At 59.8% G+C, this 14,713-nt stretch carries 11 protein-coding genes; 10 read left to right on the top strand and 1 reads right to left on the bottom strand.

From position 1 onward, the window contains the following. Positions 1–52: 52 nt before the first annotated feature. The 6 genes from TX24_RS13675 (at position 53) to TX24_RS13650 (ending at position 6,399) form a co-directional block, all read left to right on the top strand. Positions 53–820: a sulfite exporter TauE/SafE family protein gene (locus TX24_RS13675; protein ID WP_003194000.1), complete on the top strand. Its 768-nt coding sequence runs from the start codon at positions 53–55 to the stop codon at positions 818–820. Positions 821–957: 137 nt separating this feature from the next. Beyond that, complete coding sequence (locus TX24_RS13670; protein ID WP_003193999.1) at positions 958–1,506, top strand: hypothetical protein; 549 nt, start codon at positions 958–960, stop codon at positions 1,504–1,506. Between the two features lie 104 nt (positions 1,507–1,610). Further along, positions 1,611–3,080, top strand: a complete 1,470-nt coding sequence (guaB, locus tag TX24_RS13665) for an IMP dehydrogenase (RefSeq protein ID WP_003193998.1) — start codon at positions 1,611–1,613, stop codon at positions 3,078–3,080. A gap of 80 nt (positions 3,081–3,160) precedes the next feature. Then, positions 3,161–4,738, top strand: coding sequence for a glutamine-hydrolyzing GMP synthase (gene guaA, locus TX24_RS13660; protein ID WP_003193997.1), 1,578 nt, complete (start codon positions 3,161–3,163; stop codon positions 4,736–4,738). Between the two features lie 187 nt (positions 4,739–4,925). Then, positions 4,926–5,171 carry a helix-turn-helix domain-containing protein gene (locus TX24_RS13655; protein ID WP_003193996.1) on the top strand — a complete coding sequence of 82 codons (246 nt, stop codon included), beginning with the start codon at positions 4,926–4,928 and terminating at the stop codon, positions 5,169–5,171. Then, the gene (locus TX24_RS13650; RefSeq protein ID WP_057710514.1) at positions 5,164–6,399 is read left to right on the top strand and encodes a type II toxin-antitoxin system HipA family toxin; all 1,236 of its coding nucleotides are present in this window, start codon (positions 5,164–5,166) and stop codon (positions 6,397–6,399) included. Before TX24_RS13655 ends, TX24_RS13650 begins: the two co-directional genes overlap by 8 nt. Positions 6,400–6,437: 38 nt before the next feature. Here the strand turns inward: TX24_RS13650 and treR are convergent, their stop codons facing one another. Beyond that, positions 6,438–7,142, bottom strand: coding sequence for a trehalose operon repressor (gene treR, locus TX24_RS13645; protein ID WP_032895407.1), 705 nt, complete (start codon positions 7,140–7,142; stop codon positions 6,438–6,440). Positions 7,143–7,396: 254 nt separating this feature from the next. On the opposite strand from treR, the gene treP reads away from it, so the two are divergent. From treP to ptsP, 4 genes are all read left to right on the top strand, one after another. Next, a complete protein-coding gene (gene treP, locus TX24_RS13640) occupies positions 7,397–8,839 on the top strand; it encodes a PTS system trehalose-specific EIIBC component (protein WP_057710513.1) in 1,443 nt (480 codons plus the stop codon). Positions 8,840–8,961: 122 nt separating this feature from the next. Continuing rightward, positions 8,962–10,608, top strand: a complete 1,647-nt coding sequence (gene treC / locus TX24_RS13635) for an alpha,alpha-phosphotrehalase (RefSeq protein WP_057710512.1) — start codon at positions 8,962–8,964, stop codon at positions 10,606–10,608. Positions 10,609–10,774: 166 nt separating this feature from the next. Then, complete coding sequence (locus tag TX24_RS13630) at positions 10,775–11,995, top strand: maltoporin (protein WP_003193991.1); 1,221 nt, start codon at positions 10,775–10,777, stop codon at positions 11,993–11,995. 183 nt (positions 11,996–12,178) lie between these two features. Further along, the gene (gene ptsP, locus TX24_RS13625) at positions 12,179–14,713 is read left to right on the top strand and encodes a phosphoenolpyruvate--protein phosphotransferase (RefSeq protein ID WP_057710511.1); all 2,535 of its coding nucleotides are present in this window, start codon (positions 12,179–12,181) and stop codon (positions 14,711–14,713) included.

The raw sequence follows: 14,713 nt of genomic DNA, 5'->3' as shown, positions 1-14,713 counted from the left end.
AACACTCCTCGATGGCTAAAGTGAGTGGCATCTGAAATAGAAGGAATAAGTCATGAGCCCGGTTGAGCTGATGAGCCAGTGGTCGTTCGGCGGTGTTGATTGGCTGGTGATCGGCCTGGGTGTGGCGGTGGCTTACATCGTGTTCGGCATTGCCGGGTTTGGCACCGCGCTGGTGGCGGGGCCGATCCTGATTCTATTCATGCCGCTGTCGAAGATCATCCCGTTGCTGGTGCTTCTGGACTTTGTCGCGGCGTTTGGTGGCCTGCTGCAAACGCGGCGCGATGTGAACAAGCCAGAACTGTTGCGGTTGCTGCCCTGCATGGCCATCGGCTGCACCCTGGGGGTGGTGTTTTTGCTCAACCTGCATTCGGACCTGCTGCTGTTGTTGATGGGGCTGTTTATCAGCGCCTACGCGATTTACAGCCTGGCGGTGAAAGCACGGCCGAGTCAGCTGGCGGCGGGGTGGTCGATTCCCATGGGCACTGTGGGTGGCCTGTTTGGTGCGCTATTTGGCAGTGGCGGCTTTTTATATGCGATCTATCTGAATAGCCGTTTGCCCAAGGACGCAGCGCGGGCTACGCAAAGTGCGCTGATCAGTTGCAGCACGGTTGTGCGTTTGAGTCTGTTCCTGATTGCCGGGGTTTATGCAGATTGGCCGTTATTGATGTTGGCGGTTTGCCTGTTGCCAGCGATGGCCCTGGGGCTGTGGTGTGGGCGCAGGCTGACGATGCGGCTGTCTCGTGAGGCGTTCGTGCGGTTGGTGACCTGGTTGGTATTGGCCAGTGGTATTGCGTTGATCGGGCGGTATGTGAGTACTTGACCTGATTTTTTCAGGGATTAAGCTGCCGTCCTCCCGGGCGTCATCGCGGGCAAGCCCGGCTCCCACACTGGAATGCGATCAACTGTGGGAGCCGGGCTTGCCCGCGATGGCGCCAGTAGCCACACCGCAGGACTCCCATGAATTCCCAAAGCATCCTTGTCCCGAAAATCTCCACCTTGCCCGTCCACGAACCCCGCGCCCGGGCGATTGTGCGCTGGCTGGTGCGCAAGAACATCATCAAGGAAGAGCTCACCACTTGCGGCCGCACCGGCAACCGCATGGGCTACGCCCTGGCCGATGGCGCCCGCGCCGTGGTGCTGCATCCCGAGGCGTTGCCGTTCAACGAGCCGGTCAATGGCTTGGAGATCATCTATAAGCGTTGCATCTATACCCCGGCCAAGGGCTTTCTCGAGGAGGCCGGTTGCCCGGAGTGCCTGAAGGAGGTCGGAGAAGCGCTGTTCGAAAGCCTGGAAGACTGGATGCCCGGCCACACCGATAACTTCACCTGCCCGCTGTGTGGGCATGAAGACGACATTAATGGCTTTTTATTCTTGCAGGAGTGCGGGTTTTCCAACCTGGGCTTCATTTTCAACAACTGGGCGGAGGCGGGGTTCAAGCAGAGCTTTATCGACGAGTTTGCCGATTGGTTGGACCAGAAGGTGAGCTGGGTCAAAGTCGAGCTTTAAACCATCTATCACTATTACCAAGTTTGTCAGAGTTTTACATTGAGCCCGGCAGGGTGCATGTATATAATGGCGCGCTTCCATTTTCCCGCTCGGGAGCCCCCGCGATGCTGCGTATCAGCCAAGAAGCTCTGACATTCGACGACATTCTCCTAGTGCCCGGTTATTCCGAGGTGCTTCCTAACGAAGTCAGTCTCAAGACCCGCCTAACCCGTGGCATCGAGCTGAATATTCCCCTGGTTTCCGCTGCCATGGACACCGTCACCGAAGCCCGTCTGGCCATTGCCATGGCTCAGGAAGGCGGCATCGGCATCATCCACAAGAACATGACCATCGAGCAGCAAGCTGCCGAAGTGCGCAAGGTCAAGCGTTACGAAGCCGGTGTGGTGAAAGATCCGATCACCATCGAAGCTGACGCCACCGTGCGTGATCTGTTCGAACTCACTCGCATGCACAACATCTCCGGCGTCCCGGTGCTGCACGATGGCGACCTGGTCGGCATCGTCACTTCCCGTGACGTGCGTTTCGAGAACCGCCTTGAAGTGACCGTCCGCGAAGTGATGACGCCTAAAGAGCGCCTCGTCACCGTCAAGGAAGGCGCCGACAAGAACGATGTGCGCGAACTGCTGCACAAGCACCGCATCGAGCGCGTGCTGATCGTCGACGACAAATTCGCCCTCAAAGGCATGATGACCGTCAACGACATCGAAAAAGCCAAGGCTTACCCGCTGGCCAGCAAGGATGACCAAGGTCGTCTGCGCGTTGGCGCTGCGGTTGGTACCGGTAAAGACACCGGTGACCGCGTCTCGGCCCTGGTTGCTGCCGGTGTTGACGTGGTGGTGGTCGACACCGCTCACGGCCACTCCAAAGGCGTGATCGACCGCGTGCGTTGGGTCAAGCAGAACTTCCCTGACGTACAGGTGATCGGCGGCAACATCGCCACCGGCGCTGCCGCCAAGGCCTTGGCCGAAGCTGGCGCCGATGCAGTCAAGGTCGGTATCGGCCCAGGTTCCATCTGCACCACGCGCATCGTTGCCGGTGTGGGCGTGCCGCAAATCAGCGCCATCGCCAACGTCGCCGCTGCCCTTGAAGGCACGGGCGTACCGTTGATCGCCGACGGTGGCATCCGGTTCTCCGGTGACCTGTCCAAGGCCATCGTTGCCGGTGCCTCCTGCGTGATGATGGGCTCGATGTTCGCCGGTACCGAAGAAGCGCCAGGTGAGATCGAACTGTTCCAGGGCCGTTCGTACAAGGCTTACCGTGGCATGGGTTCGCTGGGCGCCATGTCCCAGGCGCAAGGCTCTTCCGACCGTTACTTCCAGGACTCTTCGGCAGGCGCCGAGAAGCTCGTACCGGAAGGTATCGAAGGCCGTGTGCCGTACAAAGGCACCCTGAGCGCGATCATTCACCAACTGATGGGCGGCCTGCGTTCCTCGATGGGTTACACCGGCAGCGCCAACATCGAAGAAATGCGCACCAAGCCAGAGTTCGTGCGAATCACCGGCGCCGGCATGGCTGAATCCCATGTCCACGACGTGCAGATCACCAAGGAAGCGCCAAACTACCGTGTAGGTTGAGCCTTCCAGCAAAATGTTAAGTAACCGGGGCTGTTCTTCAGCCCCGAGTTGTTTCTGATTCATTAGACGAGACTGACTTCATGGCCCTCGACATTCACGCCCACCGCATCCTGATCCTCGACTTCGGTTCCCAGTACACCCAACTGATCGCCCGCCGCGTGCGTGAAATCGGCGTGTACTGCGAACTGCACCCGTTCGACATGGACGATGAAGCGATCCGCGAATTCGCCCCCAAAGGCGTCATTCTCGCCGGTGGCCCCGAGTCCGTTCACGAAGCCAACAGCCCGCGCTGCCCGCAGGCGGTATTCGACCTGGGCGTACCGGTATTCGGCATCTGCTACGGCATGCAGACCATGGCCGAGCAACTGGGCGGCAAGGTTGAAGGTTCCGAGCTGCGTGAATTCGGTTATGCCCGTGTGGACGTGGTTGGCAAGAGCCGCCTGCTGGACGGCATCGAAGACCACATCGACGCCGACGGCCTGTTCGGTCTCGACGTGTGGATGAGCCACGGTGACAAGGTCACCAAGATGCCGGAAGACTTCCACATCCTGGCCAGCACCCCGAGCTGCCCGATCGCCGGTATGTTCAGCGACGAGCGTCGTTACTACGGCGTGCAGTTCCACCCGGAAGTGACTCACACCAAGCAAGGCGGGCGCATCCTGTCGCGCTTCATCCTCGACATCTGCGAGTGTGAAGCCCTGTGGACCCCGTCTAAAATCGCTGAAGACGCCATCGCCCAAGTGCGCGCCCAGGTCGGTACCGACAACGTGCTGCTCGGCCTGTCCGGCGGCGTTGACTCCTCGGTTGTGGCGGCCTTGCTGCACAAGGCCATCGGCGACCAGCTGACCTGCGTATTTGTCGACAACGGCCTGCTGCGCCTGCACGAAGGTGAGCAAGTGATGGCCATGTTCGCCGAGAACATGGGCGTCAAGGTGATCCGCGCCAACGCTGAGGACCAGTTCCTCAACAACCTGGCCGGCGAGTCCGACCCGGAGAAGAAGCGCAAGATCATCGGTCGTACCTTCATCGACGTATTCGATGCCGAGTCCACCAAACTGGACAACATCAAGTACCTCGCCCAGGGCACCATCTACCCCGACGTGATCGAGTCGGCCGGCGCCAAGAGCGGCAAGGCCCACGTGATCAAGTCCCACCACAACGTGGGTGGCCTGCCTGAGGAAATGAACCTCAAGCTGGTAGAACCGCTGCGCGAGCTGTTCAAGGACGAAGTCCGCCGTCTGGGCCTGGAACTGGGCCTGCCGTACGATATGGTCTACCGCCACCCATTCCCAGGCCCGGGCCTGGGCGTGCGTATCCTCGGTGAAGTGAAAAAGGAATACGCCGACCTGCTGCGTCGTGCCGACCACATCTTCATCGAAGAACTGCGCAAGGCCGACTGGTACCACAAGGTCAGCCAGGCGTTCGTGGTGTTCCAGCCGGTGAAATCGGTTGGCGTTGTAGGCGATGGCCGTCGTTACGCATGGGTTGTTGCGCTGCGTGCCGTAGAGACCATCGACTTCATGACGGCGCGTTGGGCTCACCTGCCTTACGAACTGCTGGAGACGGTCAGCGGCCGGATTATCAATGAGATCGAAGGTATTTCGCGCGTTACTTATGACGTGTCGAGCAAGCCGCCGGCGACGATTGAGTGGGAATGATCCTGCGATAGCAGGTGAGGACTGAATAACAGAACCCCGGCCATGTGCCGGGGTTTTTGCATGTTAGGCGAGTAGGTTAGAAGAACTCATCCTCTGTACATCAAGGAAGCTGTTCAATACAAAATGCATTGTATATTATGCAAAATTGTAATTTATGAGGTTTTGCATTGTATAGGATGCGATATAGATGGAGGATCTAGGAATTCTGATCAAAACCCTGCGAAAGTCCGCAGGCCTTTCGCAAAGTCAGCTAGCACAGCGGCACGGCATGAGTCGCGCCACCATCTCGGGGATCGAAAACAATACCATCCCTGAAATAGGTATTCGCAAGGTCGCAGCGATTCTTGAAGGCTTGGGATACGAATTGACCGCCACCCCCAATCCTCGACGCATGACTCTCGACGAATTGAAGGCAGGAGGTGTCCATGACTAGCCAACGTGATCGGTTGTACATCGGCACCAACGGTGTGCCTGCTGGAACGCTCGGGCGACGTAATGAAAATCAGCGTGACTCGATTTTTTCGTATAACGACACGGTGGCCCAAGAGCAAGCAGTGTCCTTGACCATGCCGGTGCGCCTGGAAAGCTACAACTGGGAGTACGGCATTCACCCGTTGTTTGAGATGCACATTCCTGAAGGGCATCTCAAGGCCGAACTCGTACGGCGTTTCAGCAAATCGGTGCGCGGTTTTGATGACTTTGCTTTATTGGGCATCGTAGGTCCGCACCAATTGGGTCGTATCAGCGTTGCCCATCAAGCGGGTGATGCGTCGTTGCCTGGGGTCAAGCTGGCTGACCTGCTGGTGTACGACGGGGCTGAAGACCTGTTCGATGAGCTTCTGAAAACCTACGCTGCTTATTCAGGGGTGTCGGGCGTTCAGCCGAAAGTGCTGGTTCGCGATGTTGGCGATATGGCTGCTGATATTGAACGTCTTACCCACAAGGGCGCCACGCATTTGGTAAAGGCGTTCAATGAGTCGGACGTTCCTCAGTTGGCGGCCAATGAATTTTTCTGCATGCGTGCCGCATACCATTGTGGTCTTGAGGTGCCTGAGGTCCAGCTCAGTCATAACGGGAAGTTTCTGGTAGTGAAGCGGTTCGACATCGGTGAAAACGCCTACCTCGGATTTGAGGATATGTGTGTTCTATCGGGATGGGGAACCGGGAAAAAATATGACGGCAGCTATCAAGGGTGCGCAAAACTGATCAGGTCATTTGTCACGCCAAGCCGGGTAGCCAGGGCTCTTGAAGACTTTTTCATAATGGTGGCGCTCTCGGTCGGTATTCAGAACGGTGATGCACACCTGAAAAACTTCGGCTTGCTTTATGAAAACTGCGCCGAGGATGCCGATGTCTGGCTTGCCCCCGTTTATGACCTGGTGACCACTACGGTCTACGCCGGCAACGACATCATGGGGCTGTTGCTTGGCGGTTCGAAGGCGTGGCCAAAGCGCAAGATGCTTGTGCAGTTCGGGCGCAGTTCGTGCAGTTTGACGCAGGCGCGCTGTAACGAATTGCTCGCCAGAGTGGACGATGGCATGAGTCGCGCCATGGCGGAGCTATCCGAGTATCGAAGTACCCACCCGGAGTTCGAAGCCGTGGGGGAAAAGATGGCCGGCGCATGGGCAGCAGGCTTGGCCAGGAGTATCTCGGTGTCGTGAGGGGCCGGGTTTAAGCGAGCCCCAGGGAGCAGCCGGGTTTAGCGCCGTGCCACATCCGAAAAATAAAACTTATCCAACGTATGCCGCGACTCGGTGTACTCGAACTGCCTTCCATCCTGCAAGAACGTCTGGTTGCTCACCACAATCACATGGCTTTGCCCATCCAGATCCAGATGCGCCTGGTCGTCCTTGCTGCGCGGCAAGGCTTCGATGGTGCGCTGCGCATAGCTGATCTGCAGCTGCAGTGTTTGCTCGATAAACGCGTAGATCGACTGCTCGGCGATGTCGCGGTCCAGGCCGGGAATCAGGTCACTGATGAAGTGGTTGATGTCCAGGATCACCCGTTTGCCACCGATGCGGCGTACCCGTTTGATGCGCGTAATGAGGGTGCCGGGTTCGGCCTCGATGTGCTGCAGCAGTGAGCCTTCCAGTGGAATCTGGGTGAACTCGACCACCTCGGTGCGTACGTCATCACCCAGGTCGGCGTGGGTTTCGTGGAAGCTGACGATGCCGCCCAGTTGGAACTCGATCGGGTTGGGCGACAACACAAAGGTGCCCTTGCCGTGGATCTTTTGCGCAAAGCCACGTTCCTGCAACTGCTCGATGGCGCGCCGCACGGTGCCACGGCTGGCCTGGTAGGCGTCCATCAGTTCGGTTTCGGAGGGAAGGCGCGTACCGCGCTGCAGGCGCTCGGTGGTGATGCTGGCAAGCAGATCCGTATAGATCTGGTTGTATTTGCTCATGGGATGGCTCTTGCCCGGCGTTATGAAGGTGGACTGCGCGTTCAAGGCAGGAACCATAGTGGCAGAGGTGGGGTTTGTCCATTGGACGGAGGTACGAGCCGGGGAAAAATCTGACAGAAAGCTCGCAGGCATAAACAAAAGTGTAACTCGTACAGACGAGTTGTTGATTTAACTCGTACAGACGAGTACTTTTCCCTCCTCGGCGTGCTGCCAACGACTGCCACCCATAAAAACAATCACAGTGGAAAACGAGCATGAGCCACGACTATTCAACGATTGCCCGCGAGATTCTCGACAACCTCGGGGGCCGCGAAAACCTTGAGCAGGCTGCCCATTGCGTGACCCGCCTGCGCCTTGCGCTCAAGGACCCTAGCCTGGTCAACAGCAGTGCCATGAACCAGGTCGACCTGGTCAAGGGCTCGTTCTTTACCGGCGGCCTGTTCCAAGTGGTGATCGGCCCCGGCGAAGTGGAGAAGGTCTACGCCGCCCTGCGCGAATTGACCGGCCTGGCCGCGTCGACCATTGCCGACGTCAAGAAAGCCGGCGGCGACAAGACCAACCCCATGCAGCGCCTGGTGCGGGTGTTCTCCGATGTGTTCATGCCGATCCTGCCCGCGCTGATCATCGCCGGCCTGTTGATGGGCGTGAACAACCTGATGGGCGCCAAGGGCATGTTCATCGAAGGCCAGACGCTGCTGGAGGCCTACCCGAACCTGGATGGCCTGTGGAGCCTGATCAACCTGATGGCCAACACCTCCTTCGTGTTCCTGCCGGCGCTGGTGGGCTGGTCGGCGGCCAAGCGGTTCGGCGGCAGTGAAATCCTCGGCATCGTGCTGGGCCTGATGTTGGTACACCCGGACCTGCTCAATGCCTGGAACTACGGCAAGGCGGTCGCCGGCCTCGACGGCCAGAGCCTGCCGTACTTCGATATCTTCGGCTGGTTCCAGATCGAGAAGGTGGGTTACCAGGGGCAGATCCTGCCGATCCTGATGGCCGCCTTTGTCATGAGCGTGATCGAGAAGTGGCTGCGGGCGCGGGTGCCGAATGCCATTCAACTGCTGGTGGTGCCGATCACCACCATCGTTGTCACTGGTGTGCTGGCCCTGGCGATCATCGGCCCGGTGACTCGTCACCTTGGCATCCTGATCACCGAAGGCCTGGTGACCCTGTTCGAGATCGCCCCCATGGTCGGCGGCGCGATTTTCGGCCTGCTCTATGCGCCGCTGGTGATCACCGGCATGCACCACATGTTCCTGGCGGTCGACCTGCAGCTTATCTCCACCCAGGGCGGCACCTTTATCTGGCCGATGATTGTCATGTCCAACCTGGCCCAGGGCAGCGCCGCCCTCGGGGTGTTCTACATGACCCGCAATGCGCGGGACAAAAGCATGGCCTCGACCTCGGCGATTTCCGCTTACTTCGGCATCACCGAGCCTGCGATGTTCGGGGTGAACCTGCGCTTCAAGTTTCCGTTCTACGCCGCGCTGCTGGGCTCGGCGCTGGGCAGCATCTTCCTGTCGTTGAACAAGGTACAGGCGTCGGCCATCGGTGTCGGTGGGTTGCCCGGGTTTATCTCGATCGTGCCAAGCGCGATTCCGATGTTCGTGATCGGCATGGTCGTGGCGATGGTCGTGCCGTTTGCGCTGACGTGCATGTTGAGCATGAAGATCGTTCGGCCTGGTTACCGGGTCGCCTGAAGATCGCTATCGCAGGCAAGCCAGCTCCCACAGTGATGTGTGAACACATTCAAGTGTGGGAGCTGGCTTGCCTGCGATGAGGCCAGAAGGGCCAGCACCCAACTCTACTGAAGGAACCCACCATGCAAACCTGGCAACACTCGGTGATCTACCAGATCTACCCCAAAAGCTTCCACAGCCACGCGGGTAACGCCACCGGTGACCTGTTGGGCATCGTGGACAAACTCGACTACCTCAAATGGCTGGGCGTGGATTGCCTGTGGGTCACGCCGTTCCTGCGCTCGCCCCAGCGCGACAACGGCTACGACATCAGCGACTACTACGCCATCGACCCCAGCTACGGCACCATGGCCGATTGCGAGCTGCTGATCAGCGAAGCCGCCAAGCGTGGCATCAAGCTGATGCTCGATATCGTGGTCAACCACACCTCCATCGAGCACGAATGGTTCCAGCAGGCGCGCAGCAGCCTCGACAATCCCTACCGCGACTTCTATATCTGGCGCGACCAGCCGAACAACTGGGAATCCAAGTTCGGCGGCTCGGCCTGGGAATACGAAGCACAGACCGGCCAGTACTACCTGCACCTGTTCGACCACACCCAGGCCGACCTCAACTGGGACAACCCCCAGGTGCGCGCCGAGGTGTTCAAGATGATGCGTTTCTGGCGCGACAAAGGCGTGGGTGGGTTCCGCCTGGATGTGATCAACCTGATCTCCAAGCCCGCCGATTTCCCCGAGGACAACAGTGACGGCCGCCGTTTCTACACCGACGGCCCGAACGTGCACCAATACTTGCAGCAAATGCATCGTGAAGTCTTTGAAGGCCATGACCTGATCAACGTCGGCGAGATGTCCTCCACCCGCCTGGAACATTGCATTCGCTATTCGAATCCAGCGTCGAAAGAGCTGTCGATGACTTTCAATTTCCACCACCTGAAAGTCGATTACCCGAACCTGCAAAAGTGGGTGAAGGCCGACTTCGATTTCCTTCAACTCAAGCAGATTTTTTCCGACTGGCAGATGGGCATGCAAGCCGGTGGCGGCTGGAACGCGCTGTTCTGGTGCAACCACGACCAGCCACGGGTGGTCTCGCGTTTTGGTGACGACGGCGAATACCGCGTGGTCTCGGCCAAGATGCTCGCCACGGCGCTGCACTTTCTGCAGGGCACGCCGTATGTGTATCAGGGCGAAGAGCTTGGCATGACCAACCCCGGCTTCGACAGCATCTCGCAGTACCGTGATGTGGAAACCCTGAACATCTTCCGGCTCAAGCGCGATGCGGGCGAGTCCGAAGCCGCAAGCATGGCGGCGATCATGCAGAAGTCCCGCGACAACGGGCGTACGCCCATGCAGTGGAGCACCGAAGCGAATGCGGGGTTCAGCCGCGGTGAACCCTGGATCGGCATCCCCGCCAATGCTGCGCAGATCAACGTCAACAGCCAGATGGATGACCCGGATTCGGTGCTGCATCACTACCGCAGGCTGATCGACTTGCGCCGTCGCGAACCGCTGATACAGCAAGGCGTTTACCGCCCGTTGCTGCAAGACCATCTCCAGGTCTGGGCGTACCTGCGTGAAGGCCATGGCGAGCGCCTGTTGGTACTCAACAACTTCTATGGATCGCCATGCGAGATCCAACTGCCAGAAGGCGTGATCAACGCCGAGAGCGAGCAACGCCTGTTGATCAGCAACTACCCCGACTGCCCGCTGTGCACGAGCACGGTGGTGCTACGCCCCTATGAATCCTTCGTGCTGCACCTGACGGGTTGAAACACCCCCTGTAGGAGCGAGCTCGCTCGCGAAGATCGCCAACGAAAACGCGCCCCTCCAGGTGTTGCGTGGAGGCTGCAAATTCTTCGCGAGCAAGCTCGCTCCTACAGGTGATCGCGTCACGCAAGACAGTAAGAAAAAACAATAAAAAGAAAAGGAGCGCTTCATGAAAACAACAATAAAGCTGGGCCTTATTGCCTCCTGCCTCACGGTGCCTTTTGGCGCGCAAGCCCTGGAGTTTGCCGGGTATTTGCGCAGCGGCGTGGGTACGTCAACGGGCAGCGGCAAGCAGCAATGTTTCCAACTGCCGGGTGCGCAAACCAAATACCGCCTGGGTAACGAATGCGAGCAGTACGCCGAGCTGGAACTGCGTCAGGATTTGCTGACCTTCGACGACGGTTCGGTGCTCAGCGTCGATGCCATGGCTTCCCTTTATAACAAGTACGATCGTGCCCTGAAATTCCAGGGTGAAAACAACGGCTCGGCGCGCATGCCGCAGATGTATGCGCAATGGTCCAACCTGCCCAGCCTCAATGGTGGTTCGCTGTGGGCCGGGCGGCGTTACTACAAGCGTAACGATATCCATATCTCCGACTTCTACTACTGGAACCAGAGCGCCACCGGTGGCGGGATCGAGGACGTGCTGATCGGCGGTTTGAAATACAGCTACGCCCTGTCGCGCAAGGACAACCTGTACCAGAAGGAATACGCCACCCGTCACGACTTCAATGTCGCAGGTTTCAAGACCAACCCCGGTGGCGAACTGGAACTGGGCTTGAGCTACATCGCCAAGGCCGGTGGGCGTGACACCAACAGCGGCTGGGCGCTGACGGCGCAGCATGTGCAAGCAGCCTTCCTGGGTGGCAAGAACAAGTTTGCCCTGCAGTACGGCGAAGGCCCCGGCACCGGCCTGGGCTACACCGGCAATACCGCGCTGGACAAGAGCAGCAAAAGTTACCGCGCGGTGGAGTTCTTTGATTGGCAACTGACTCCGCGTTTTGGCGGGCAAGTTGAAGCGGTGTACCAGAAAGATGTGCGCCCAGGGCGTCAGGACCAGAACTGGATGTCCCTGGGTGTGCGCCCGGCGTATGCGCTCAGCGAGCAATTCAAACTGGTTGCTGAGCTGGGGCACGATCAAGTCGATGCCACCGGCGGTACGCGCAAATTGAGCAAATTTACCTTCGCCCCGACCTGGTCGCCCAAAGGCCCTGAATTCTGGGCGCGGCCGGAGGTGCGGTTGTATTACACCTATGCGTCCTGGAACAAAGCGGCCAAGCGTGCGGCCAATGAGCTGGCGGCGGGCACGGCGTTGTCCGACACCGGCGCCTATGGCACGGCGCGGCATGGGTCGAACGTCGGTGTGCAGGTCGAATATTGGTGGAAGTAATCAGGAGGGAGTACGCGGGCTAATGTGGGAGCGGGCTTGCTCGCGAATGCAGTGGGTCAGTCAGTGAATGTGTCGCCTGATACACCGCTTTCGCGAGCAAGCCCGCTCCCACACTGACCTTCGTCAACCTCAACCTTGCATCGACTCAATGATTTTTAAAGAACAACACAAACAGGTGAAGTCATGATCACATCTCAACCCCTGGAACTGCTGGCACCCTTGTCCGGGGTTTTGCTGGCGCTGGACCAGGTGCCCGACCCGGTATTTTCTGGCCGCGTGATTGGCGATGGCCTGTGCATCGACCCCACCTCGCAAACCCTCTGCGCGCCGTTGGCTGGGGTGATCAGCAACATTCAGGACAGCGGCCATGCGGTCAGCGTCACCGCCGATAACGGTGTGCAAGTGCTGCTGCATATTGGCCTGGACACTGTGAACCTGGCGGGCCAGGGCTTCACCCGGCTGGTCGAGGAGGGCCAGCGGGTGGAGGCCGGACAGCCGCTGATTGAGTTCGATGCCGACTATGTCGCGCTCAATGCACGCAGCCTGCTGACCTTGATGCTCATTGTGAGCGGCGAGCCGTTTGTGCCGTTGGTGGCCGGTCAGGCGCTGGTCGAGTCCGGCCAGCCACTGTTGCAGGTCTCACCGGGGCAGATACCCGCAGAGGTGGACGAGGAGGAGGGCAATGCGCTGTTCTCCAAGCCAGTAACCCTGCCCAATGCCAGCGGCTTGCACGCCCGCCCTGCGGCGGTGTTTGCCCAGGCGGCGAAGGGGTTCAGTTCCAGCATTTTCCTGCACAAGCAAACCCTGAGCGCGAATGCCAAGTCTCTCGTGGCGATCATGGCGCTGCAGACCTCCCAGGGCGACAGCGTGCAAGTGAGCGCGGCGGGGGAGGATGCCGAGGCGGCTATCCAGGCGCTGGTGGCGTTGTTGCTCGACGGCTGTGGCGAGACGCTGCCGGTAGCGATCAAGAAAATCAGCAAGCCCGCTGCGCCTGCGTCTTCGGCCTCCGTATTGCGAGGCGTCTGTGCGTCGCCGGGTTCGGCGTTCGGCCAGGTTGTCCAAGTGGCTGAGCCAGCGCTTGAGATTCCCGAAGCCGGTGCGGGAGAAACCTTCGAACGTACTGCATTGGCGCGTGGCCTGCGGGCTGCAAACGAGGCGTTGCAAGCGTTGCAGGCCAAGGCGGCCGGCAGCGCCCAGGCCGAGATCTTCCGCGCCCACCAAGAACTGCTCGAAGACCCGACCCTGCTTGAACAAGCCCATAGCCTGCTGGCCGAAGGCAAGAGTGCCGCCTTTGCCTGGAACACGGCAACGGTGGCGACCGCCAAACTTTTTGAAGGCTTGGGCAAAGCGCTGCTGGCTGAGCGTGCGGCGGACTTGGCCGACGTCGGCCAGCGCGTGCTCAAGTTGATCCTGGGCGTGCCAGAGCGGTCCATGGAGCTGCCGGAATGCGCCATCCTGGTCGCTGAACAACTGACACCCTCACAAACCGCCGGCCTGGACACCAGCAAAGTGCTGGGCTTCGTCACGGTCGCCGGTGGCGCTACCAGCCACGTGGCCATCCTCGCCCGGGCCCTCGGCCTGCCATCCCTTTGCGGCGTACCCAGCCAAGTACTGGCCTTGGCCAACGGCAAGCGGGTATTGCTCAATGCCGACAAAGGCGAGCTGCAGCTGGAGCCGAACCTGGCCGAAATCGAGCAACTGCAGGCGGTGCGCCAACAGCAAAAGCTGCGGCTGCAGCGTGAGGTGGCGCAGGCCTCACGGGCAGCGGTCACCCGCGACGGTCACCACGTCGAGGTCACAGCCAACGTCGCCTCGTTGCAGGAAGTGGAACAATCCCTGACCCTGGGCGGTGAAGGCGTGGGCCTGCTGCGTTCGGAGTTCCTCTACCTGGAACGCAACCGTGCGCCGAGCGCAGAGGAGCAGGCCGACACCTACAGCGCCATCGCCCGCGCCCTCGGCACCGAGCGTAATCTGGTGGTACGTACCCTGGATGTGGGCGGCGATAAACCCTTGGCCTATGTGCCGATGGAAAGCGAGACCAACCCATTCCTTGGCCTGCGCGGTATCCGCCTGTGCCTGGAGCGTCCCGAACTGCTGCGTGAACAGTTGCGTGCGATTCTCGCCAGCGCCGGCTTGGCGCGGCTGCATATCATGTTGCCGATGGTCAGCCTGCTGTCGGAACTGCATCTGGCGCGCAGAATGCTCGAAGAGGAGGCGCAGGCGCTTGGCCTGAGCGAACTGCCCAAGCTGGGCATCATGATCGAAGTGCCGAGCGCGGCGTTAATGGCGGATGTGTTTGCGCCCCATGTGGATTTCTTCTCTATCGGCACCAACGACCTCACCCAATACACCCTGGCCATGGACCGCGACCACCCCCGGCTGGCCAGCCAGGCCGACAGTTTTCACCCGGCGGTGCTGCGCCTGATCGACATCACCGTCAAAGCGGCCCATGCCCACGGCAAATGGGTCGGCGTGTGTGGTGCGCTGGCGTCCGAAACCATGGCGGTGCCGGTGTTGATCGGCCTGGGCGTGGATGAGCTGTCGGTCAGTGTGCCGCTGATCCCCACCATCAAGGCCACCGTGCGCGAGCTGGACCTGCACGACTGCCAGATCATCGCCCGCCAGGTGCTGGGCCTGGAAGAAGCCGACCAAGTACGCGAGGCCCTGCGCCTGTACCACGCGGCCACCGTTGAAACCTCACCTGTTGTGGAGCACTGA

The organism is Pseudomonas lactis, assembly GCF_001439845.1.
Taxonomy (GTDB): Bacteria; Pseudomonadota; Gammaproteobacteria; order Pseudomonadales; family Pseudomonadaceae; genus Aquipseudomonas; species Aquipseudomonas lactis.
The sequence above is the reverse complement of the archived record's forward strand: the minus strand, read 5'-3'. Positions and strand labels throughout refer to the sequence as shown.